This is a genomic window from Pantoea sp. X-Soil-YNGN-785 (genome assembly GCF_059730585.1).
In genome coordinates this window covers 60,787-85,205 of record NZ_AP035943.1, presented here as the reverse complement: position 1 = coordinate 85,205, position 24,419 = coordinate 60,787, and the positions used below count along the sequence as shown (strand labels likewise).

Annotated in this window: 19 protein-coding genes; 3 read left to right on the top strand and 16 right to left on the bottom strand. The window is 55.1% G+C overall.

Going from position 1 to position 24,419, the window contains the following annotated elements:
- Window positions 1–21: 21 nt before the first annotated feature.
- Both rluF and AC6I8E_RS18925 read right to left on the bottom strand, forming a co-directional pair.
- Window positions 22–900, bottom strand: a complete 879-nt coding sequence (gene rluF, locus AC6I8E_RS18930) for a 23S rRNA pseudouridine(2604) synthase RluF (protein WP_013196435.1) — start codon at window positions 898–900, stop codon at window positions 22–24.
- 103 nt (window positions 901–1,003) lie between these two features.
- Window positions 1,004–1,474, bottom strand: a complete 471-nt coding sequence (locus AC6I8E_RS18925; protein WP_013196436.1) for a GNAT family N-acetyltransferase — start codon at window positions 1,472–1,474, stop codon at window positions 1,004–1,006.
- Window positions 1,475–1,796: 322 nt separating this feature from the next.
- On the opposite strand from AC6I8E_RS18925, the gene sfnG reads away from it, so the two are divergent.
- The gene (gene sfnG, locus AC6I8E_RS18920; protein ID WP_497824848.1) at window positions 1,797–2,885 is read left to right on the top strand and encodes a dimethylsulfone monooxygenase SfnG; all 1,089 of its coding nucleotides are present in this window, start codon (window positions 1,797–1,799) and stop codon (window positions 2,883–2,885) included.
- Window positions 2,886–3,014: 129 nt separating this feature from the next.
- Here the strand turns inward: sfnG and AC6I8E_RS18915 are convergent, their stop codons facing one another.
- A complete protein-coding gene (locus AC6I8E_RS18915; protein ID WP_497824847.1) occupies window positions 3,015–4,988 on the bottom strand; it encodes an autotransporter outer membrane beta-barrel domain-containing protein in 1,974 nt (657 codons plus the stop codon).
- 194 nt (window positions 4,989–5,182) lie between these two features.
- The gene (locus AC6I8E_RS18910; protein WP_497824846.1) at window positions 5,183–6,073 is read right to left on the bottom strand and encodes a MurR/RpiR family transcriptional regulator; all 891 of its coding nucleotides are present in this window, start codon (window positions 6,071–6,073) and stop codon (window positions 5,183–5,185) included.
- Between the two features lie 416 nt (window positions 6,074–6,489).
- Here AC6I8E_RS18910 and AC6I8E_RS18905 point away from each other — a divergent pair, with 416 nt between their 5' ends.
- A complete protein-coding gene (locus AC6I8E_RS18905; protein WP_497824845.1) occupies window positions 6,490–8,610 on the top strand; it encodes a TonB-dependent siderophore receptor in 2,121 nt (706 codons plus the stop codon).
- A 34-nt stretch (window positions 8,611–8,644) separates the two neighbouring features.
- Window positions 8,645–9,739, top strand: a complete 1,095-nt coding sequence (locus tag AC6I8E_RS18900; RefSeq protein ID WP_497824913.1) for an ABC transporter substrate-binding protein — start codon at window positions 8,645–8,647, stop codon at window positions 9,737–9,739.
- Here AC6I8E_RS18900 and AC6I8E_RS18895 read toward each other — a convergent pair.
- From AC6I8E_RS18895 to AC6I8E_RS18840, 12 genes are all read right to left on the bottom strand, one after another.
- Window positions 9,728–10,711, bottom strand: a complete 984-nt coding sequence (locus AC6I8E_RS18895) for an XdhC family protein (protein ID WP_497824844.1) — start codon at window positions 10,709–10,711, stop codon at window positions 9,728–9,730. The two genes, AC6I8E_RS18900 and AC6I8E_RS18895, sit on opposite strands and share 12 nt — an antisense overlap.
- On the bottom strand, window positions 10,708–11,274 hold the full coding sequence (locus AC6I8E_RS18890; protein WP_497824843.1) for a nucleotidyltransferase family protein: 567 nt from the start codon (window positions 11,272–11,274) through the stop codon (window positions 10,708–10,710). Before AC6I8E_RS18890 ends, AC6I8E_RS18895 begins: the two co-directional genes overlap by 4 nt.
- 94 nt (window positions 11,275–11,368) lie before the next feature.
- Window positions 11,369–13,645, bottom strand: a complete 2,277-nt coding sequence (locus AC6I8E_RS18885) for a xanthine dehydrogenase family protein molybdopterin-binding subunit (protein WP_497824912.1) — start codon at window positions 13,643–13,645, stop codon at window positions 11,369–11,371.
- 29 nt (window positions 13,646–13,674) lie between these two features.
- Entirely contained in the window at window positions 13,675–14,667 is a 993-nt protein-coding gene (locus AC6I8E_RS18880; protein WP_497824842.1) for an FAD binding domain-containing protein, read from the bottom strand.
- A complete protein-coding gene (locus AC6I8E_RS18875) occupies window positions 14,664–15,152 on the bottom strand; it encodes a (2Fe-2S)-binding protein (RefSeq protein WP_236262775.1) in 489 nt (162 codons plus the stop codon). The genes AC6I8E_RS18880 and AC6I8E_RS18875 overlap by 4 nt, the downstream gene beginning before the upstream one ends.
- A 633-nt stretch (window positions 15,153–15,785) precedes the next feature.
- Window positions 15,786–16,349 (bottom strand): hypothetical protein, encoded by a 564-nt coding sequence (locus tag AC6I8E_RS18870; protein ID WP_312216062.1) that lies wholly within the window; start codon window positions 16,347–16,349, stop codon window positions 15,786–15,788.
- Window positions 16,350–16,612: 263 nt separating this feature from the next.
- Complete coding sequence (locus AC6I8E_RS18865; protein ID WP_497824841.1) at window positions 16,613–17,551, bottom strand: omptin family outer membrane protease; 939 nt, start codon at window positions 17,549–17,551, stop codon at window positions 16,613–16,615.
- Window positions 17,552–18,453: 902 nt separating this feature from the next.
- Complete coding sequence (locus AC6I8E_RS18860) at window positions 18,454–19,998, bottom strand: methyl-accepting chemotaxis protein (protein ID WP_497824840.1); 1,545 nt, start codon at window positions 19,996–19,998, stop codon at window positions 18,454–18,456.
- Between the two features lie 559 nt (window positions 19,999–20,557).
- Complete coding sequence (locus tag AC6I8E_RS18855) at window positions 20,558–21,427, bottom strand: metal ABC transporter permease (protein ID WP_147788660.1); 870 nt, start codon at window positions 21,425–21,427, stop codon at window positions 20,558–20,560.
- Window positions 21,427–22,287 carry an iron/manganese ABC transporter permease subunit SitC gene (sitC, locus tag AC6I8E_RS18850; RefSeq protein WP_147788659.1) on the bottom strand — a complete coding sequence of 287 codons (861 nt, stop codon included), beginning with the start codon at window positions 22,285–22,287 and terminating at the stop codon, window positions 21,427–21,429. Before sitC ends, AC6I8E_RS18855 begins: the two co-directional genes overlap by 1 nt.
- Window positions 22,288–22,289: 2 nt before the next feature.
- Window positions 22,290–23,105: a manganese/iron ABC transporter ATP-binding protein gene (locus AC6I8E_RS18845; protein ID WP_497824839.1), complete on the bottom strand. Its 816-nt coding sequence runs from the start codon at window positions 23,103–23,105 to the stop codon at window positions 22,290–22,292.
- Entirely contained in the window at window positions 23,102–24,016 is a 915-nt protein-coding gene (locus AC6I8E_RS18840; protein WP_147788658.1) for a metal ABC transporter substrate-binding protein, read from the bottom strand. Before AC6I8E_RS18840 ends, AC6I8E_RS18845 begins: the two co-directional genes overlap by 4 nt.
- Window positions 24,017–24,419: the final 403 nt, after the last annotated feature.

The window sequence follows — 24,419 nt, the reverse complement described above, 5'->3', positions numbered from 1 at the left end:
GCTCTCTGCATCGGGCTGGGTTTAGCGCCCTTTCTTCTTCCGTCCAGGCTGGACAAAGCGCTTGCGCGAGGCGCCAGCCGCATCTGCTTTCTCAGCCGGTTTCGCGGCACTTTTCTGCGGTTTCTTAGCGGCAACTGCTTTAGCCGGAGCTTTGGCTTTCTTCGCGGGTTTATCTTCTGAAGAGGAGTTCTCGAGCAGTTTAAACAGCTCAACGAGTTCGTCGTCGGTGAGGTCGCGCCATTCGCCCAGCGGCAAACCCTTAAGATTGACGTTCATGATGCGGGTGCGCTCAAGCTTCGTCACTTCAAAGCCGAAATGCTTACACATGCGACGGATCTGGCGATTCAGACCCTGAACCAGCGTAATACGGAAGACAAATGGCGCTTCCTTTTTCACTTTGCACTTTTTGGTCACCGTGCCCAGCATCGGCACGCCTGCGCTCATCCCGGCAATAAATTCATCGGTGATAGGCTTGTCGACGGTAACAACATACTCTTTTTCATGATTGTTACCGGCGCGCAGGATTTTGTTGACCAGGTCGCCGTGGTTGGTCAGGAAAATCAGGCCCTGAGAGTCTTTATCAAGGCGGCCAATCGGAAAGACGCGCTTGCTGTGATTGACGAAGTCGCTGATGTTATCGCGCTCGCCCTCTTCCATGGTGGTGATGATCCCCACCGGCTTATTCAGGGCAATCAGCACCAGGTCGTCTTCATCGCGCGGTTCAATCAGCTGACCATTCACCTTCACCACATCACCTGCAAATACCTGCGCGCCCACAGAGGCGCGTTTGCCGTTAATGAAAACGTTGCCCTGCTCGATGTAACGATCGGCGTCACGACGGGAGCAGATACCGCTCTCGCTGATGTATTTATTAAGACGTGTTGATGAGCCAGTCAGCATGATTCCTCCAAAAAACGCGGACTATACCTTACCGGCGGGGGCTTGCGAAGTCTTTGCACGGTAAACTTTCGCCCCATTTCGCCAGCCTTGCGGCAGCGGGCATTCATAGCCCAATCGCCATCTCAATACAGCGCAACGCGCAGCCCGCCAGCTTTGACGGATAGAGACTTTCTCCCAGCGCGCGGAAGCCATGCTGCTCATAGAAGCTCACGGCGTTCGGCGTCGATGCAAGGGTCAACTGACGGTAGCCACGCTGCCGTGCCTCCGCTTTAATGGTATCAATGATCAGGCCAGCCATTCCCTGTCCGGTGAAATCGGGCAGCGTAAAAATGGCTTCGACACTGGCGGCGGCGAGATCCAGCGATCCGGTAGCGACCGGCACACCGGCCGGGCCATCAATCACGAAAAAAGGATTAACGCGGATCATCGCGGGAAAGCTGGCAGGCATACGGTCTGGCGTCCAGGCGGCAATCACATCGGGTGGATAGACCTGCTCACAGCCGTGACGAATGGCCTGATTTCGGATGTTCCATAAAGTATGCGCCTCTTCAGGCGATGCCTGTCTGACTATCATGCTCCCCTCCGGCTGTGATCGCGTCGCGCGTCGCTACGTTATCACAGCACGTCCCGCATAACTGACATTCTCGCCCTGTTGCCGTCAATAGCGTGATGGCAGGCATTCAACGTTCACCGATCCGTTCAGGCATCGCTGCTGCATTGGCAACCCGTTTGTCTCAGCCGTGCCGCATTTGCAACACATCTGGCTCGCCTCAAACTATTTACTCTTTTAAAAACAGTTTCTTATTTTATGGCACGGTTACTGCTTAGTTTCCCTTTATATCGGAAAGTTTGGAAAAAATGAGCGCCCCATTAATTCAGCTATATAAGGAGAGACTATGTCCGCTTCACAGCCTTTACAGTTCGCCTACTGGGTTCCGAATGTTTCAGGCGGATTGGTGATCAGTCAGATAGAGCAGCGAACCCGCTGGGATGCTGGCTACAACCGTAAACTGGCGCAGATCGCCGAACAGGCGGGTTTTGATTATGCGCTGACGCAGATCCGGTTTACTGCCGGGTATGGCGCAGACAATCAGCATGAATCCGTCACCTTCTCACAGGATCTGCTCAGTCACACCTCGAAGTTAAAAGTGATCGCCGCGCTGCTGCCTGGCCCGTGGAATCCGGTATTAGCGGCAAAGCAGATCGCTACCATCAGCCATCTCTATGGGCCACGTATCGCCGTTAACATCGTCAGCGGCTGGTTCCGGGGTGAATTCAAAGCGATTGGTGAACCCTGGCTCGATCATGAAGAGCGCTATCTGCGTTCTGAAGAGTTTATTCGCTGCCTGCAAGGCATCTGGCGCGAAGAGAATTTTACTTTTGCGGGTGATTTTTATCGCTTTCGCGATTACGCCATGAAACCCAAGCCGTTGTCTCCATTACCGGAAATTTTTCAGGGCGGCAGCTCACGTGCGGCGCGCGACATGGCTTCCCGGGTGTCAGACTGGTATTTCACTAATGGGAATACGCCGGACGGCGTCCGTCTGCAGATCGCGGATATCCGTGAAAAAGCGACACGCAATCAGCATCAGGTCAGAATCGGACTGAATGGATTTGTGATTGCGCGGGAGAGTGAACAGCAGGCGCAGGCGGTGCTTCAGGAGATCATCAGCAAAGCCAACCCGGATGCGGTGAAAGGCTTCCAGCATGAGGTCAAAAATGCAGGCAGTGCTTCACCCGAAGGTGAAGGCAACTGGGCGAAATCGTCGTTTGAGGATCTGGTGCAGTACAACGACGGCTTCAAAACCAATCTGATTGGCACACCCCAGCAGATTGCTGAACGGATCATCGAACTTAAGCAGGCCGGTGTCAATCTGCTGCTGCTGGCGTTTCTGCACTTTCACGAAGAGGTGGAATTCTTTGGCCGCGAAGTGATACCGCGCGTTCGTGAGCTGGAGGCGCAGGCGGCACTGATCGAAGCGTGAAAACCGTACGCCAGGGCGAGTTTAACGCTCTGCCGCCCCGGCGTAATGAATAACACGCAGTGTCGTCTGCCGCAATGTTTCAGACAGCGGCAGACGATCTCTGCACGGCCTTTTGATACCGCTTAACATTTAAAAACGGGCGTTAAGCCCGACGTTCCATGTCACCCGGTGATAGTCGCTGTTACCTGTCACCGCTGAAACGCCGGCAAACGCGTTCACCGATGTGCCAATGGGCACGCTTGCGCCCAGAGCCATATTGATCCAGCTATCATCCCGTGACCCGCTGCTGCGGGTAAAGGCGGTGCGGGTCGATTTCAGTCCGGCGGTAACAGCAGAGTCGCTGTCGCCGAACTGATGGTTGTAACTGACCTGCGCCCAGGGATTGATCACTAAATCTTTGCTGTCGATACGCCAGCCCACCGAGCCGATTTGCGAATGCAGTGTCTGGTCGCCAAAGCGCATCGAGGTACTGCTGTTACCCTCTTCTCTGTAGCCATCAACCTGGGTGTAGTCGAGTGCGTAGCTGGCCATCGGGCCGGTGGAGACATAGCGGCCCAGCGGTAGATCCCAGCCGGTCTGCACCCGCATTCCCAGCACCTTGCCGTCGCTACTGCTCTTCTCCGTGCGGGTCGCCGGTCCCAGTCTGACCTTACGCTCAATATCATCAAAGTTAAGATCGGCGTAATGGGCATCTGCATTAATCCATCCCCGATCCAGATAATTTAACTGGCTCCACAGCGCCACCAGATTGCCGCGTAAACGGTAATCAAAGCGCGACGAGGGATCCTGTCGTTGCGAGGTGGTGGAGAGCATGGCGCCGGCCTGCCAGTGATCGGTCAGCTGATAGCCCACACCCACGGTGCCGGTGGCGCTGGTGGCATCACCGTCCAGCAGGCTGTCGCCGCGGAAATCTCGCTGCTGTCCGGCATAGCCGCCGAAAACCGTAAACTCTCCGGCACTGGCGGGCTGCTGACGCTGCTGTTGCAGATGGCCATCCAGCGTATTCTGCACATCACCCACCAGCATCGACGGTGCCTGACTCAGTGCGGCCACCTGCAGCGGCGCATTCAGTACTGACTGAATATAATCGGCGATCAGCGCATGCACTGCCGGGCTGGGATGCAGCCGGTCGGCGAACAGATATTGCTGTGACTGCGAAAATCCTGGCGTCGAGGAGGTGCAGTCCATGGATGAGACGCCGGGCGGACAGGCCATGCCCGCCGTGTTGCTGAGTCCATACAGGCGCGGGTTATCAATCACCTCATTAAACAGGCCATTAATATCCACCCGCGCGATGTTACCGCGTGCCGCCACCAGGCCCTGTTCCTCCGCCTGGTTGTAACGATCGGTGAGCGCCGCCGCCTCCTGACTCAGCAACTGCCAGGCGGCAATCAGCTGTTGAGCAAGGGCATCGCGGATCAGCGGAATCGAAGAGACCTGACCAGCGGCCTCGTTAAGCGCGGTTTCAATCGCCTGTTCTCTGGCGGCACGATCTGGCGTGGTGGTGGCGCTCAGCGACTGAAACAGCGCCGCCGTGGCAGGCTGCGCGGCCGGACCCAGCACCTGCAGAATCGCCTGAAGCAGCGCGGGCGTCGCCCCGACATTCGGCACCGTCGGCACAATCACCGTGCCGGCCCCGGCATCCAGCAACCGGCTGACCTGTGAGGCCGCGGCACTGGCACTATTATCCACGATCTGCTGCGCAGCGAGCGGTGCAAGGGCTGCCGCCGCTAAGTCATTGCCGCCAATCCAGTGAATATAGAGTCCGTCCGGATCGGCGCGTCCGTCGCGCGCCGCAAGGTAACGATCAAGCTGATCCTGGGTATTAAATAACGGATTGATCGCGGGCACTGCGACGGCACCGCCCTCGGCATAGTTGTTACCGCCCTGGGATGAGGGGCGCAGAATGTCACCCAGCGACTGCGCCAGGATCTCGTCATAGAGCGGATGGGTCGCACCATCATAGGTAAAACGTCCTACGTTTCCGCCATCGCTCAGACTGTCACCAAAGACGGTAAGGTCACTCCATGCCATTGCAGGCAGCGGCGACAGCAGGCTCAGGGTGGCACAGCAGAAAAGGTATTGCGCGTGAAGGGGTTTCATCAGCAGCTCCGCACAAAACAAAGTAAAGGGAAAAAAAGTAAAGCCGCACCCGGAGGCGCAGCACGCTGTAAGCGTAGTCGTCCTGGTAAACGGGCTGATGAAAAGAGGCGATCGCGCTCGCAAAGCGGAAAAATTTGACGTAAAGCAGAGCCGGTTTTTACCGGGAAACTCCGGTCACGGCTCAATCCTGCAGATTACTTTTTGCTGGCGGGTTTCAGCCCGCGATAGAGATCCTGCAGTCGTTTCATGGTCTTAACGGTACGCTGCGGCAGCGTCGACGCCACCGACAGGATTAGCATCTCAAGACAGACCATAATCGTGCCGTGCAGCGGAATGCGCCCCTTCTCACCCCCACGGGGCACATTGATCACCACATCTGCCTCACGCGCGAAAAACGAGTCGGTGGCGTTAGTCAGCAGGATAATCGGGATATCCAGCCGTTTCGCTTCACGCACCACGGTAGTTCCCTCCCGGTGCGCCGACTGCTGCGCCATCATTATCAGCACGTCGCCACGCTGCAGCGACAGCATCTGTTCTGCCAGCGCAATGCCGGCGCGATTAAGCGAAAAGGCGGGCAGGCCGATGCGGTTCAGCAGCCGCACGCTGTAATCCGCCAGAATACCCGAGGCGTTAATGCCAAAAATAGCCACTTCCCGCGCTTCACTCAGCAACGCCACGGCATCTGCTACTACCACCCGGTTCTGCGGCTGCGCCAGCACCTCACAGGCGTGCCGGTGACCCGCAAGTACGAAGTCGATGGCGCTGTTCACATCACTGGTCACCTCACTGACCGTGGTGATCATCTTATCTTCCGAGGTCAGTGAGGGACCAAACCAGGCCCTGAGCGTCTGTTTGAGATCGCGCAGTCCGCTAAATCCCAGCGCCTGAATGGCACGGATCACGGTGGCGTCAGAGGTCGCATTCGCTACGGCGATCTCCATCGCCGTACTTTCAAGCACCGTTTCACGCTGTTGATCGATATAGCGCGCCACCGCCAGCAGACGAGGCGAGAGCTGCTTTTCGCGGGCGCGCAGACGCTCTGCCACCACATCCACCCTGTTTTTAACTGGCCGGCTCTGTTTCATGCTGCTCCTGCTGCTGGGTTAAACGTTGAAAAAATGTAGTGAATGGCTGAATCCGTTTTCTTTTTCACCTGCAAAAGATGGGGATTTATGCCTCAAATAGTATTTGGCATGGAAATAAATTCAATTTATTCATTTACCTGAATCACACACGCATCTGATTATCGGTAAAGGTACATTTAGCCATAATTGTAGTGATTTATGTACAAATTATGTTTACTACTACATTACCGGATGTTTGAATGATTCTCAATTACAGATGAGAAGCATTGTCGTCCGGGTGCCGTAATGATCGCCGAGCCCTGATGCTGATCGCCTCTGTTTAAACCGCTGCATCTTGCAGAACACCTTCAGGGAAGCCCGGCGTAGTCGTCAGCCATCGGGCCTTATTAGCTTCAGAAACAGATACGAAAAGAAGAATGAAAAACAGAGACTCGCGATATCCGGCCCGGCACCCCGCTCTGGTCGTGGCGATCTGTGGCAGCATGCTGTTGCCGCAGGTCAGTGTAGCAACCGACAGCGCATCAGATATGACCGTGACCGCCGATGCCAGCTCAGAGGGAAATTACAGCGCCAGCGAAACCAGCGTTGCCAGTAAAATGCCAACCGCGCGGCTCGATGAAGCACAATCGGTCAGCGTGGTGACGCAGGAGCAGCTGGAAGATTTCCAGGCCAGCTCCCTGGCGGATGCAATGCGCTTTGTCAGCGGCGTCACCGAGGCCAATACGCTGGGCGGCACCGAAGATGGCTTTGTACGACGCGGTTTTGGCAGTAATGCCGATGGGTCGGTTTATCGCGATGGTATCCGCAGCAGTCAGGGACTCAATTTTGATGCCACGACCGAACGGGTCGAGGTGCTGAAAGGCTCCTCCTCGCTGCTGTATGGCATTCAGAATCCGGGCGGCATTATCAATGTGGTCAGCAAAAAGCCACAATACAGCTGGCACTCCAGCGTTACCGGGCGTTACGCCAGTGAAGGTGGCGGTGCGGGTACGCTGGATGTCACCGGCCCGCTGGGCAATGGCTTTGCTTTCCGGCTCATCGCCGAAAAGCAGAATCAGGATTACTGGCGCAACTTCGGCAGCGAAGAGCACACGCTGCTGGCACCCTCTCTGCAATGGTTTGGCGAGCAGGCCAGCTTTCTGATCAGCTATGCCGACTACCGTTATGATATTCCCTACGATCGCGGCACCGCCTTTATCGACGGCAGGCCGATCAATATCGGCTATAAAGATCGTCTGGATGACAAAGCCAATCACGCATGGGGCCATAACAAAACGCTGAATGCCCACTATGACTGGCAGTTTAATGATGAGTGGCGCACCCGGTTTACCCTGGGCTGGAATCAGCGGCGCTATGATAACAATGAGGTGCGCGTAACGGCGGTGAATGCCAGCACGGGCGTGGTTACTCGTCGCGCCGATGCCAACCGCGGGTTTAACCACAAAACCAAATATGTGAGCTGGGATCTGCTGGGCAACCCGGAAATTCTGGGCATGCAACATTCGCTGGTGGTGGGCACCGACTATGAGATGAACCAGACTTATCGCGCCCATCAATATCTGGGCAAGGTCAATCGCCAGTTCAGTTATTTCAATCCCGACTATGACATCCTGTCACCGGTTACAGATGACAGCACGGAAAATACCACCGGCGCGAATAACCTGAACCGTATTCATAGTCGTTCGCTTTACGCCAAAGACAGTATTTCACTCACTCAGGACTGGATTCTGGTGCTGGGCGGCCGTTATCAGCATTATGAACAGCGCGCTTCCCGCGGCGTTAATCCCCAGTCAGAAATCCTGAACGATGAGGGCAATAAGTTTCTGCCACAGGCGGGGGTGATCTACAAACTCACGCCTGACCTCTCTTTCTACACCAGCGTCAGCAAATCGTTTACGCCATCTACCGATGTGGATGATAACGGTAATGTCGGCAAGCCTGAACAGGGCACGAGCTGGGAAGTCGGCAGCAAATGGCAGCTTTCGCCGAAACTGCTGGCAACAGTGGCGCTTTACCGGATTGATGAAAAGGCGATGTCGCTGAACATCAATGGCAGCACGCGGGCCATCGATAAAGCACGCTCGACCGGCGCTGAATTTGAGCTCAACGGCGAAATCGCGCCCGGCTGGGATTTAAGTGCCAACTACAGCTATGATCAGGCAGAGATCGTCAGCGATCGGGTGAATCCGGAAAACAACGGTAATCGCCTGCAGAATGCGCCGCGTCATGCCGGTGCGCTCTATCTGAGTCATGAGATGCTGATCACCAGCCTGCCCGGCGCGTTCAGGCTCGGCGGTGGCGCGCGCTACGTCGGCACCCGTGCGGGCGATCCAGATAACAGTTTCACCCTGCCCGACTATGTCGTGGCAGACAGCTTCGTGGCGTGGAACAACCGCCTGTTTGGTGAAAAAACCCAGCTGCGTCTGAATATCAATAATCTGTTTAACCAGCACTACTACAGTTCAAGCGGCGGCAACCTGCGCGTCCGTGAAGGCGAAACCCGTAATCTGATGGTACAGGCCCGTGTGGAATTTTAACTCGCTACGTTCGGTGCTGCTGACGATCACTGTGATGCTGGTCAGCGCGGGTGCACATGCCCGTACGCTGACCGATATCACCGGTCGCCAGGTCACGATTCCCGACCATCCGCAGCGCATTGTGCTGGGTGAAAGCCGGATGCTCTACAGCGTCGCACTGCTGACGCCCGGTAATCCGCTGCAGCATATTGCCGGCTGGCCGCAGGATCTGAAAAAGTACGATCCTCAGACCTGGCAGGTTTTTGCCCGCCAGTTTCCCCGGATGGAGACAATTCCGGTAGTGGGGCTGGATGGCGTTAACGATATGAATCCCGAACAGGTGATCGCGCTTAAGCCCGATGTGGTGATCCTGCCGCAGCTGGCGCGTGACAGTGAAAACGGCGCCGTGCTGGAGAAGATGCTCGCTGCGGCGCATATTCCGGTGGTGAAGATCGATCTGCGGGTTAATCTGCTGAAAAACACTGAGCGCAGCATCACTTTGCTGGGTGAGGTGCTGAATCAGCCGCAGCGTGCGGCTGAGTTTAATCACTTCTACCGCAGCCACATGCAGCGCATTGCCGATCGGCTGGCGAGTTATCACGGCCCTAAACCGTCCGTTCTGCTGCAGCTGCATCTTGGACGGCGCAGCGAATGCTGCGTCACCTCGGTGAATGGCAATCTGGGTGAGCTGCTGACATTTGCCGGTGGTAATAACATCGCAAGCCAGCAGATTAAAGGCGTGTTCGGGCGGCTGAGTGAAGAGCGCGTGATTGCTGCCCAGCCGGAGTACTACTTTGCCACCGGCAGCGGCAGCGCCGATGAGGCGGGCGCGCTGAAGCTTGGCCCCGCCGTCACCACGCTGCAGACCCGGCAGAGCCTGCTGGCACTGACCGGTCAGCAGAACGCACTGAAACAGCTGACCGCGCTACGTGAGGGTCATACCGGAGCCCTCTGGCACAATTTTTATCTCAGCCCGTGGCACGTCGTAGCGACCGAGTTCTTTGCTACCACGCTCTACCCGCAGCTGTTCCGCGACGTCGATCCCGAACAAACGTTACAGCAGCTGTTTCGTGATTTCCTGCCCATCCCTTATTCGGGCAGCTATCTTTATCGGCTGGCACCTGAGAAGACGGCGGGATCAGGCGGCTGAAGGCTCACTATTCTTCACGCGGACGATATCGGCCATGACCGACAGCGCAATCTCCGCCGGGGTTTTGCTGCCGATGGGCAAGCCGATGGGCGCATGGATGCGGTCCAGTTCGGCCCGATCCATCCCCGCGATCTGTTGCAGACGCGCCCGTCGTTTCTCGCTGTTTTTCGCCGAACCCATGATGCCGATGTAGAACGCGGGGGTTGCAATCGCCTCCATCATCGTCAGGTCATCAATGCGCGGATCGTGAGTCAGTGCCACAATCGCCACCGCGGCGTGCGCGCCATTCAGTTCCAGCCAGCGCGCCGGATGCTGTGATACGAGCGTCACGTTGTCCGCGTCGCTGAAATGGCTCTCCAGCTCCGTCCGCATTTCGGGTCGATGCTCACAGACCCGTACGTGAAACCCCAGCATCTGACCCAGCCGGATGCACTCATGTGCCACGCTGGAGTAGCCTGCGATCAGCAGTTCCGGTATCGCGCCAACCGGCAATAACATCTGCTGCTCGCTGGCATCCAGTGCGGGCAGTCTCCTGTCGGCGGCAATCGCCTCCCACTGCGCGCGCTCGCCCGGCCGTATCATTTTTACCAGCGGCTGTTGCCCGCTCAGCGCGCGCTGCATCGCCGTCAGCAGCGCCAGCGTGACGTCATCAGGCGGCAGAAACTCGATGACGATTTCCAGACTGCCGCCACACGGCAGGCTGACGTCAGGACGCATCCCGCCCTCGCCGTAGCGTACCCGCTGACTGCTGGCGCGATACGCCCCCGCCGCGAGCTGCGCCAGAAAATCCTCTTCGATGCAGCCGCCTGACAGCGATCCGCAGTATGCGCCGGCTTCGTTAACCGTCATGAGGGTCCCGGGTGCGCGCGGCGAAGAGCCATAGGTGTACAGCACCGTACAGAGCCAGACCTGCTGGCCCGCCTGGCAACTGCTCAGTGCCGCATTAATCACGCGTTGATCCAGCGTTATCATGAAAATTCCTTTATCAGCTGCAGATCGGCAGGAAAATCGATATCACAGAGGCAGCCGCGATCGTGAAGCGGCAGCCGGACAGCCTGTGACTTCACCATCGCCTGGGGTCCGGCATCGCCCTGTAACGTGCTCAGCACTGGAAAATAGTGATTCTGAAAGCCCACCGGATGGCCCGGCTTGCCCTCAATGACTGGCCTGACAATCGGCGAATCTGCCAGCGCGACACTGACGGCGCGGTAACTTTCAGGCGTCACAAACGGCATATCGCCCAGCGCAATCAGCCAGCCGTCGTAGTCATGGCTGGCGTTAACGCCCGCTGCGATGGACTCGCCCAGCCCGCCGCTGTCGCACAGCACGACCGTCGCCCGCGAGCAGAGCGACTGGATTGCCAGGGCGTCGGGACGGATCACCACGAACAGGTCAAGCCCACTGGCAGCGGCCTGATCCAGCGTGCGCTGCAATACCGCTTTGCCTTCAAGATCAGCCAGCAGCTTATGCCCGCCCGCCTGCTGGCGAAAACGTTGACTCAGCCCGGCGGCCAGTACAATCAGCGCAATCTTCACTCTCTTTCTCCGCTTGGCGTGAAAAACGGGCGCTGGCTTAGCCCGCGCCCGCATAACTACCGTCCGGCCTGCTGGCAGCAGGTCAGGAACCGGTTCAGATAAGCTTGTCGAGCGTAATCGGCAGATCGCGTACGCGCTTGCCGGTGGCATGGAAGACTGCATTACTGATCGCTGCCGCAACACCGACGATACCCAGTTCACCCACCGGTTTACCGCCCATGGTGGTCGCCTCAAAATCGGGCTCGCCTACGTTGATGGTAGTAATGCTCGGGATGTCGCCATTCACCGGCACTAAGTAATCTGCGAGGTTATTGTTGATTACCCGACCGTTACGCGGATCGATGATGCCCTCCTCCATCAGCGCCTGACCCACACCCATGATCATGCCGCCAATCCACTGGCTGCGCGCCAGCTTCGGGTTATAGAGACGACCGCTGTCGAGCGCAGCCACCATCCGTTTAACCCGGATGGTACCGAAGTCTTCATCGACCCGGACCTCAATAAACTGCGCACTCCAGCTGTGGGCAGAGAATTTTTCGGGGCGGGTACCGTCATTAAGATTACGCACCATCTTGTCGCGTTCGCTTTCTGACATATCTTCCGGGAAGGTGCCGCCTTTCACCGTCAGACTCTCTGCCGGGGCCAGCGTCGCCAGCTGAGCAAAGGAAACGGCGAGATCGCTGCGCTGATTGTGCTGCACCCCGTCGCCTTTCAGCGTGAGCTGAGACGCAGGCGTGCCTTTCAGTGGCGACTGTGGCAGTTCGCTGACCAGCTTCAGCAGCTGGTCGCGCATCCGTTTAGCCGTGTCGTTCACCGCCGCGGTCACGTTGCCTGCCAGCTGCGATCCACCCGCTACACCCGCGCGCGGCAGCGCGGTATCACCCAGCTGCACCTCAATGGTGGTAGAGGCGACGCCCAGAATATCGGCAGCGGTCTGCGCCAGAATGGTATAGGTTCCGGTGCCGATATCCGCACCGCCGCACTGCACCACAAATTTGCCCTGCGGCGTCAGGATAATTTTCGCTTCGGCAGGGAGTTTGTTGACCGGATAGGTGCCGGAGGCCATGCCCCAGCCAATCAGTTCACGCCCTTCGCGCATTGAGCGCGGCGTCATGATGCGCTTGTCCCAGCCAAAGGCTTCTGCGCCTTTCTGATAGGCTTCTTTCAGACGGCGAGAACTCCACGGCAGGTCGAGCTGATAATCTTTATCTGCCCAGTTGCGCAGACGCAGCTCCAGCGGATCGATGTTCAGGGCATAAGCCATCTCATCCATCGCCACTTCCAGTCCAAAGGCGCTGGGGTTTTCACCTGGCGCGCGCATCCACCCTGGCGTCACCGTATTAATCGGCCTGACCTGATGCTGCGCGGAAACGTTGCCTACCGCATACATGCGGGCGGTGACTTTGCTGCAGTTCTCGGCGAAGACATCAATGAGTGACGTTTCACTGAAGCTGCGCTGGATAATTGCCTGAATTTTGCCGTCGCGGGATGCGCCCAGCTCCAGCTGCTGCGAGGTCGCCGGACGCCCGCCAAGACCGGTAAAAGTCTGCGGACGTGTCAGCGACACTTTGACCGGGCGCTTCAGCGCACGCGATGCCGCCGTCGCCAGCGCAACATGGGTGTAAGGCACCGGCTTAGAGCCAAATCCACCGCCGACATACGGCGAGATGATCCGCACGTCTTCAACCTCAATGCCCATCCACTCGGCAATCTCTACCTGCGCGCCGGCTACCCACTGGCTCGGCTCCCAGACGGTAATGCGCCCATCCTGCCACTCCGCCACACAGGCGTGCGGCTCCATTGGCATGTTGTATTCACGCGGGGTGGTGTAACGCTGGCTCAGGCGCACCTCGGCCTGCTGCATCGCCGACTGGGCATCGCCCATATCGATATCCTGCTTTGGGAGCGGTTTTGGCTCGACGCCCTCATCGGTGGCAAAAATCAGTGCATCAGACGTTTCATACTCAATCTCCACCAGCGAGGCAGCATAGGTCGCCTGCTCAAACGTCTCAGCCACCACCAGACCGATGTTCTGACCGTTATGAATAATCACATCGTCCTGAATCGGGGTGTAGGTTGACTGCGCCGCGCCGCCATCGGCAATCGCCGTGGGCTTGTTGATCTTCAGCGTGTTGAGATGGGTATAGACCGCCAGCACGCCTGTGGCCTGCTGCGCTTTTTCCGTCGCCATGCGGCTGATGCGGCCGCTGGCAATCACAGACTGGATCACCACGCCGTAAAGTGGATTTTCCGGCTGATGTTCTAACGCATAACGGGCCTCACCGGTGACTTTCACTTTACCATCGCCACGCGAGCGGGATGCGCCCAGACCTTCAATCCGGGTGTCTGCCGCTGAGTTCGCGTTGATCATATCGGGACGCGCTTTGTCGTTTACTTCACTCATGCGGTTTCTCCTGCTGCCATCAGCGCGCGTGCAATCACTCGCGGCGCCAGTTTTACTTTATAGGCGTTGTGGGTCAGCGCCTGCGTCTCCTGTGTAATCCGTTCTGCCGCCAGGAACACCGTCTCTTCCTTAAACGGCTGGCCTTCCAGCGCCTGCTCGACAGATCGGACACGCCAGGGTTTAGTGGCGACGCCGCCCAGGGCAATATGCACGTCACGCATCACGCCGTTTTCCAGCGTGAAGCCTGCGGCCGCGCTGGCTGCTGCAAACTCATAGGAGCTGCGGTCGCGGACTTTGAGGTAGTGTGAGTGCCGGAGTGACTCAGTTTGCGGCACTTCAATAGCCACAATGATCTCGTCATCTCGCAGATCGTGCTCACAATCAGGCGTATCACCCGGCAGCAGGAAGAAGTCATCAATTGCGATGCGACGGGTTTCGCCCTGCTGATTTTTCAGAACGACGATGGCGTCAAACGCCACCAGCGCAACCGCCAGATCGCCGGGATAGACGGCAATGCAGCTGTCGCTGGCACCCAGAATCGCGTGATTGCTGTTGACGCCATCCAGGGCGGCACAGCCGGAACCAGGATTGCGTTTGTTGCAGGCCGGGAACGTTGCCGGGTCACGGTAGTAGTTACAACGGGTGCGCTGACGTAAATTTCCACCCAGCGACGCCATATTACGAATCTGCGGTGAGGCAGCCTGCCACAGGCTGCCATAGATGGCAGGCGCGCTCTGCTGGCAGGCGGGATGATCGGCCAGCTGGCTCATGGTGACCAGTGCACCAGCGGTGATCTTATCGTCATCAAACTGCAGGTTTTTCAGCGCCGTTAAGCCGCTGATGCCAATTAACTGTGGTGGCGTGAAGACACCACACTTCATCAGATCGAGCTGCGTCGTGCCGCCCGCCAGCAACTGACTGCCCGACTGCTGTTTCAGAGTGGCAGCCTCTTCAGGTGACTGCGCAACTTTCCAGCTGAATTCATTCATGCGGACTCCTTCGCCATCTCAGCAGCGGCCTGTTTAATCGCATCGACGATATGCGGATAAGCCCCGCAACGGCAGAGATTGCCGCTCATGTATTCACGGATCTCATCGTCTGAACCGGCATGACCCTCTTTGATGCAGGCTACGGCGGACATAATCTGACCCGGCGTGCAGTAGCCACACTGGAAGGCATCATTCTCCATAAAGCAGCGCTGTACCGGATGCAGTTCACCCTCGGTGGAGGCCAGCCCTTCAATGCTGGTGACGTCAGCGCCATCCGCCTGGGCCGCCAGCGTCAGGCAGCTCAGCACCCGCTGACCATTTATCAGCACGGTGCAGGCACCGCATTGTCCCTGATCGCACCCTTTTTTGGTGCCGGTCAGGTTAAGATGCTCACGCAGCGCATCCAGCAGAGTGACTCGCGGATCGACCTGCATCTGCTGCGACTGACCATTGACCTGCATTGTTAGCGATATTTTTTCCGACATTGTCTGCTTCCCATTGTTGGGGGCTAAAAGATGAAATTTTTATAGGTTTAGTTCTGACGGGAGTTAAATCGGGGAAAATCGTGATAACCCTAATCTTTACGCGCGTATCTCTGTCTTAAGGTTTAGCAGCTTTTTGGCAATCTGGCGGGCATGTCGGGAAAAAGTCAGCGTTATCTGGGGGAAAAAAGCAATGTAAAACGCTATATATTATATAATATAACGATTTCATATTATTGTTTTTATTTGATATATTCCTGGATCTTTCCAGCCAGTATCACTTAGAGGATTGATGCAGCCGCCTCACTAATTTTTTCACAAATTGCAGCCCAGACATCATCTGCCAGTCGCAGTGGCAAGGCTGATACAGGCGGAGTGAAAAGGCTGGTCACCTGTTAACGCCCACCCTGGCACAAGAACAGGCGCGTTCAGGCGTGTTTAATCAGACACGCTTCAGATGAGGAGTCTGGCCAATAATGTGGTCTTTGGCGAAGTCATACACCGGGATTTTCAGGGGCTATCCACATCCTCTGCGAAAGTGGCAGAAATGCTTAATCCCTTCCGGTGTCAATGATACTGGCCGATTGCTTATCATTCCTTCACTGTGACGCTGCTACAGCGACAGGTGAATCGTGATTAGCTGCCGCCTATAAGATGCTGACAACGATTTCTGGCGTCCCAGTTATCCCGGGGAAGCGTTTTAAAATCAGACGCAATTCTGGCAGGGTCTGAATAAACAGTAATGGCATAATCCGACGAAATCTCCCGAGCACCATATTTAGTATCAATAAAGTAGCGTTTACCCGCTTGTGGAATAAATGGAACCCACTGCGAGAGTAAATAGCTTTCCGGGAATCTCGTTTTTTTTCCTTGTGTGTCGTAATCGCTCATTATCGTGTTGAGCTGCTGAAAAGCCATGAGCCTGCCAGGCTGTACCTTTGCTGTCATAACGCGCCCAGCGGAGGGGATAAGATTTGACTCCAGCTGATAACGATCAACCCTGTCATAACAGGTGCCTTTCTTCTCATAGACCGAAAGATAAAATGTACCCACAAATCCCTCTGGATTGATGGCCACCACCGTCGCTGCATCCTTACCTTCGTAATCTGTGTAATTAAGGGGTAAAAGCGTGGAACAGCCAGTGAGGAAAATAACGGGGAAAAACGCAGCAATTCTCATGATTTTCGGGATGACATACATTTATTTTCTCTTCCTAAGATGCGTTATGCTGGACGCTATCAGCAAACGGGAATGACATTTAATGATATTTATCGATTAGATAAGATTTACAATTACTAAAAAAAGCGGCAGAACTGCCGGGCTGAAAGTTCATTTAAACAAATCATCTTATTGATTCTGTTGTGAATTAAATAAGCACTTAATATTTTCATTTTTTTTGAAAAAAATTAAAAAGCCCCAAAGGGGGCTTTACGTTACATTATCATCTGGCGTACAGAATCGAATCAGAACCGGTATTGCAGACCAGCTGTAATGGTATAGTTTTTATTTGATATACCAGCCGCATCTCCACCAGTTGATGCTGATTCGCCAGAGAATCTGTCAATAATCTGCGTGCTGCCTTTGCCTTCTTCATATTTGCTGTAGGTGAACTCGGCAAACACTTTGGCATTTGGCGTGACATAATAGCCGGCATCTACTGATGTTCCGTAGTACCGCGAATTAGTCGCTTTCTCACGGAAGGTAAGATCGCGCATGTAATGCTCGTCATTATCGTGTGCGCGCACCCAGTCACTGAATTTAAATAAGGCATTAAATTCAAAGTCGTTAATACGATACTGGCCTGCAAGGCCAATATACGGCATGGAAAAACGCTGGCTATAGCCAATACCGCGCTCGCCTCTTGGGAAATCACCGACAGAAGCGCCGTTATCGTAATTGTATGAACCGCCAAAAGCTGTCCAGCTTAAACGGGTTTCCTGATAACCAGCAGTCAGACCGGCCTTATAGTTATCGCCCTGTAACGCCCAGCCCTTAACATTGAGATCGTATTCATTGGCGTAATTAACATCTGTGCGGGGATGAGATGAATGATCCGTCCAGTCAGACTGGTTGTCATCGAGCCAGTCATAATCATCCATATGACCCGAACCAGAAGCCAGGGAAGTCCAGCCTCGCGCATTCAGCGTCAGAAATGAGTATGCATCCCAGGATAACTCGCCTTTGAGAATAGCAACATTCTTTATTTTCCAGTCCAGCTGACTGACTTTGCGACCTCTTTCGGTGTCGTAAACCAACTCATGAGATTTGCCACTCAGCATCCCGGCTGACGTCGACACACTAAAGCTTTCCGGAGAAAAATTCGGTGAAAATCGACCTGCATCTGCACAGGCTCCGCCTGACAGAGTCGCCATCATCATCACTGCAACGGTGCTTTTTTTCATTTCAGTTCCATATCCATAAAGGTAATCCCTGTACAGCAGCGCCGTTCTTTGCGTAGCACGGCTGCTGCGTTTCTATACTCACCTGCGGGGTACAAGCCCCGGTGCCCTTGCGAAAGCCTGCGCGACGGCTCATGCGAAGCCGCGGGTTTCTTACCCCTTTTTGCTCGCAGCTTTGAACCGTTAAGGCAAATTCCTTAATCGGCCGCTTTCAGAAAAACATTAATTATTTTTGTTATTTCGCAGTGCGTCACTCATCAACCCCTTTTTTGCCCGGCCAGAAAATTGTTTCAGGTGAGCAACTGCTGCGGCTGGCAAATATCCGCCTTACGGGAAAAAGACAAATGAGACGATGACGACAATAAGGAGAGATGTTTTCTGAAGTGAGGTTTGTAACACCACGCCGCACAGGGCACATCACAGGTGCTGTTTTGCATTCTGCAAGGTCTGCGGCTGGTCGAAGCTTCTGTACGCAATAGCTCAAATGGCCGTGTCGTGAGATACAGGCAGGTTTGCTCAGGCCTTACCAATGAACGCATCATTCACAATGCTGTCATCTACCCTTCCACCCGAAGAGTGATCAAAATGGTCTGCGCGGTGGCTGGATTTATCAGCGGTCCAGCTCAGGCTGCGGCACTCTTATTCAGTTCGAGCCTGGCCGTAACGCGCATTAAACCTGTATGGCTGACTTTGCGCGTGATCAGGCGTCAACAGGGCTATCTTTACTCCCCCCTGTTCCCTTTCATGTTCTTTTTTCTGTGGTCAGAAAGTGAAAACGAATGATGTCTGAGCGCTGGGTGACAAACAGGTGCCTGTCACCCATCCTCATCTGCCGGAAAAGCAGACCTTCGGAGGTGTGAATACTGGCGGCACCTCGAGCAAGTGAACGCCGCCACCAGAGGTCATCACACCTGAAACGCGGCCACCATGCCCCGCAGCGCGTGCGCCTGTTCAGAGAGCGACTGAGAAGCAGAAGACGACTCTTCCACCAGCGCGGCGTTATTCTGCGTCACGCTGTCCATTTGCGTCACGGCGACACTGACCTGAGATATGCCCTGCATCTGCTCTGAAGAGGCAAGGGAAATCGTATCCATCGACACAGCCAGTTCATTCACCATGCCAACAATTTTCATAATGCTGTCGCCGGTTGACGAGGCGACCGTGACGCCGCTTTCCACCTGGGTTACCGCTTCTTCGATAAGCAGTTTTATATCGCGGGCCGCAGAGGCACTGCGCTGCGCCAGTGTCCTGACCTCACCCGCCACAACAGCAAAGCCGCGTCCTTCTTCTCCTGCTCGTGCCGCCTCAACCGCTGCGTTCAGCGCCAGAATGTTAGTCTGAAACGCAATACTTTCAATCACAGAAGTAATGTCCCGGACTTTAGTCGCGCTCATTGATATGGCTTGCATCGTCTCTGCCATACGCTTGACATCCGTTTCCCCGGCGTGGGTAAGGCGCGCAGTTTCACGGGCCGAGTTGGCGGTCTCATGTGCCCCGCTTGCATTGCTTTTTACGGTAGCGGTGAGCTGTTCCATGCTTGCCGCCGTTTCCTGCAGGGCAGCGGCCTGCTGTTCGGTTCGGGAGGAGAGTTCTGTATTACCCTGCGAGATTTCATCTGCGGCCAGTGCAACGGATGCAGAGGTATCTCTGATATTTGCCACCATGCTGCGCAGGTTGGCCTGCATAACATCCAGCGAAGCCAGCAGGCTGGAAGTATCGTTATGCCGTAACAGGACAGGCGATGTCAGGTTACCCGATGCAATCGCCGCAGCCAGCGCCTGTGCCTGTGCGGGCTCTCCGCCCAGCTGACGCATAAGCGTCCGGATGATGGAATAACAGGCTGCGATAGCGATGAGGAAAGAAATTAATACCATCACCGACATCAGCGTAGCCGTTTGCGAAGCTGCTGCCCTTGCATCCAGAACGGTTTTCCTGCTTACCTGCATCTGAATAGTCGAAAGCCGATCGAGGGCATTCAGCATTGTTCGCTGTCCTGGCCTTACGGTTTTTAGCAGGTAATCAACGGTTTCAGACTGAGGTGCCTCCATCGCTTTCCTGCCCGCCGTCATGAGCAGACTCAGTGCTGATTCATCCGTGGAGGTCAGATTTTCCAGCGCACTTTTGCCTTCCGCTGAGACGTTTTGCGACATACTGGCCGTCAGCTTGTCCCTGTTCTGGATGTAGATGGCTTTCTGAGCGACTATTCTGTCCCATTCAGGCTGTCTGTCATTCTGTTCATTCAGTAATGCAATATTCCTGACTGCGACCGCCATGTCTCTGGCCGCATTTCGCATGTTCTGAATCAGCTCATAGCGGTAAATTTTATTATTTACAGCGTTTTCCATATCGTCCCTGGCCTGCCAGAGTGCATGAAGTGCCGTCCCGGTGCAGAGAAGAAAAAGGATGATCAGCAGGCTATACCCTGCGACAAGACGCGTGGCTATTTTCATATTATTTTCCGTTATATTTTTGAGATTGCTATGTTGCTCTGGTGTTAAGAAATGAGGTTGAATAAAAAACCATGAAAAATTTTCTCTGGTAGCGTCATCAATAACGGCGCGACAGAAAATATATATAGACGATGGAAGAGGAAACTAAGAAATCAGAAAGAGAGGAACACGCCTGAAAAAATACAACCCATTGATAGTTATCAATTAAAATAATAGTAATCAGCAAATTAATTAGTGTTAAAAAACATTTCACGCTACAAATCATTTCTAAGCGTATTTTTTTCAACCCGGCTGCACGCATTGCCGGAATCATAAATTTCTAAGGGAGTGCGCCATTTTTGTTTGTTTCACATAACAATCCTGAAGCTGTGCTGATACCCACATCAATCATTACTGAGAGATTAAATTATCCGCTCCGTTCACAGGAGCGGATATCACTACCAGAACCGACATGATGCGTCATTCGCTGTTTAAAAGCCTCAACTTTCAGGCTTGAGAATAAGTCTGTTTAGACGCTATCTGCTCTGAAATCCGAATTTTACCGCGCCTTATAATTGCTTCAGGATGGTTTATCACCACAGACGCTCTTTTCGCCAGACCGATGTTTCAGCCGTTCCCGCTGCCGTGTTTTCCCTCCCGCAATGACCATCGCTACGACAAACACCACAGCAAACAACACTACGATCGTCGGCGCAGGCGCACTGTCGATAAAGAACGAGAGATAAACGCCGCTCAGCGATACCAGCACCGACACCATAACCGCCACCAGCAGCGCATGTGAAAAACGACGGGTGAGCAGCACCGCAATAGCGCCGGGCGCGATCAGCAGGGAGATCGACAGGATGACCCCCACCGCTTTCAGCGTCGCCACAATGGTCAGCGAGACCATGCAGAGCAGCCCGTAATGCAGCAGACGGGCGGGTAAGCCAGAGACCTGTGCCTGCTGAGGGTCGAAGCTGAATAGCATAAAATCACGCCACTTCACCACAATCACCATAACGATGATCAACGCGATAATCGCTGTCTGAACGATATCTGCGCCGGTGATGCCAAGCATGTCCCCAAACAGAATATGATCCAGGTGTACTTCAGGTTTCACGGCGATGTAGAGGATTAGCCCCACCGCGAACATACCGGAGAAGACAATGCCCAGCACGGTGTCCTGCTTAATGCGGCTGTTGTCCTGCAGGAAACCACTGGCGACGGCACAGAACAGTCCTGCAACAAACGCACCCACCGCCAGCGGCAGTCCTGCCATCCACGCGAGCACGATGCCAGGGAATACCGCATGGCTCATGGCATCGCCCATCAGCGCCCAGCCTTTTAGCACCAGAAACACCGACAGCAGCGCACAAGGGATTGCCACGACCAGCGCGATAAGCAATGCGCTATTCATAAATGCAAACCGGAAAGGGTCAAGGATCCACATCAGCCAGGCTCCTTTTCAGGGTGATGGCGGCCACGACGCCGGTTAGCCAGCAGGCCATGTTTTGGTGCAAAAACAAACGCCAGCAGGAACAACAGCGTCTGCGCGACCACGATGATGCCGCCCGTTGCGCCATCCAGGTAGTAACTCGCCCAGGCACCCAGAAAACTGGTGATGCTGCCGATCGCGACAGCAATCATCAGCAGACGCGGAAAGCGATCGGTGAGCAGCCAGGCGGTTGCGCCGGGCGTCACCACCAGACAGATCACCAGAAAGGCACCGACAGTTTGCAGCGCCGCCACGGTAGAGACCGCCAGCAGCGTAAAGAAGAGAACTTTCAGCCGTTCAGGGCGGAGTCCGATGGCGCGCGCGTGATTCTCATCAAAGAAGGTGACCATCAGATCTTTCCACTTAAACAGCAGAATGATGATCGACAGCCCGCCAATCAGCGCCAGCTGGAGTACATCGGCTGGCGCAATCGCCAGTATGTTGCCCAGCACAATGGTCTGTATGTTCACGGCAGTCGGATTAAGCGACACCATAAACAGGCCCAGACCAAAAAAAGAGGAAAAGATCAGGCCAATGATCGCATCTTCTTTTAAGCGGGTGCGCTGATTGAGTAACAGCATGCTGCCCGCTGCCAGCCCGCCGGAAAGAAACGCCCCCAGCGCAAATGGCAGTCCCAGCATATAAGCGCCCGCGACGCCTGGTACAATAGAGTGTGAAAGCGCGTCACCTATCAGCGACCAGCCCTTCAGCATCAGATAGCAGGAGAGAAACGCGCAGAGTCCACCCACCATCGCGGAGACCCACATCGCGTTAAGCATGTAGTGATAACCAAAAGGTTCCAGTAAAAGCGCCATGCTTAGCTCCCCTCTTCCCGTGCGGCATGAGGTGCAATAAAGGGACGTTCATCATCGGTGATGATCTGATCGTCCAGCCCCTTCACCATCACATGACGCAATACCCCGCTGAACGCGCGCTCAAGATTAGCGGCGGTAAACGTAGTCCGGGTCGGGCCGCTGGCCAGAACGGTGCCTTTTACCATCACGGTGTAATCACAGAACTCCGTAACCGAGCCCAGATTATGGGTGGAAACCAGCATGGTTTTACCTTCATCGCGCAATTCCCTCAGCAGGCTGATGATTCTGGCCTCGGTCTGAACATCCACGCCGGTAAACGGCTCGTCCAGCAGGATCACGCTGCCCTGCTGCGCAATCGCACGCGCCAGAAACACCCTTTTCTTCTGCCCGCCAGAGAGTTCGCCGATCTGACGATGGCGATAATCCAGCATATCGACCCGCGCCAGCGCCTCACTGACAATCTGCTGGTCATGCGACTTTGGCCGGCGCAGCAGACCCATGTGCCCGTAGCGCCCCATCATCACCACATCTTCCACCAGCACCGGAAACGACCAGTCCACCTCTTCCGACTGCGGCACGTAGGCGACCAGACTCTGGCGCAGCGCCTGGCGGGTCGGCATCCCCAGCACCGAGATGCTGCCGCTGGCGAGCCGCACAAATCCCATCAGCGCTTTGAACAGGGTTGACTTGCCGGAGCCATTAACGCCCACCAGCGCGGCGATCGATCCGCCTGGCACGCTGAAGCTGGCATCATGCAGCGCGGTATGTCCGTTGCGCCAGGTTACCGTAACGCCTGAAACCACAATGGTGTCTGTCATTGCGCTTTCTCTCCCGCTTTAATGCCCTGTACCAGTGTCTCCGTGGTGACTTTGAGCAGATCAAGATAGGTTGGTACCGGTCCCTCCGCGCTACTCAGAGAGTCGACGTAAAGCACACCACCGTAATGGGCACCGGTTTCCCGCGCGACCTGGCGGGCGGGCTTATCTGACACGGTGCTTTCACTGAACACCGCCGGAATGGCATTTTTCTTCACCTGGTCAATCACGCGTCTCACCTGCTGCGGCGTACCCTGCTGGTCAGCATTGATCGGCCACAGGTAAAGCTCTTTCATGCCCAGGTCACGCGCCAGATAGGAGAACGCGCCTTCACTGGTCACCATCCAGCGTTTCTGCTCAGGAATAGCGGCAATCTGCTGGCGCAGCGGATCCAGTGCCGCGGTAATTTTTTGCTTATAGGCGGCAGCGTTCTGACGATAAGTCTCTGCGTTGACCGGGTCATATTTCACCAGCGCATCGCGGATGTTATCGACATAGATCAGCGCATTGTCCGGTGACATCCAGGCGTGCGGATTCGGTTTACCATTATAGGGCCCTTCGCCAATCCCCATCGGCGTTACACCAGCGGAGACCACCACTTCCGGGACGCCGTCCAGATGCTGATAAAAGCGCTGAAACCAGCGTTCCAGATTAAGCCCGTTCGCCATAATTAACTGCGCACCCTGCGCCCGCCGGATGTCACCGGGCGTGGGCTGATATTCGTGTATTTCAGCACCGGGCTTAGTAATAGAGGTGACCTCCGCGGCATCTCCAGCCACGTTCTCAGCCATGTCAGCTATCACCGTAAACGTTGTCACTATCTTAAATTTTTCTGCTGCATAGCTGCTGCTCGCCATCAGGTTTATGAGCAGTGCGCTCAGTAACAGCGTGGTGAACTTTTTTATCGGGACCATTAGGCGGGCTCCAGAGGTGATTAAAAACAGAACATAGTTAGCAGAGGCTATTTTTTATAGCACAGGCTATATCTTTCGAACAGCAGGGAGATGTGAAGTTTCTTCAGCATTCAGGTTCAGGCGTCAGCTTTTGTAAATATGCTCAGTTAGCGCCTGATATTAATAGGAATATTTATGATGATGCGTGGCGTTCAACACGCTTATGGCTTCGCGACAGGCAGGTTTTTCTCGTGCCTGATTCAGTAAAACAATATGAGAAAAGAGGTAATGGCATAAAAATAGCGTTCGACTACGCTTTGCCATCCACAAAAGGAGGTTGCATTACCGGATGACACTCTCGCAACAGATGCAGCAATTTCACAATTAAAACAATCTTATTGATAGGACGAATTAATTAAGCCTG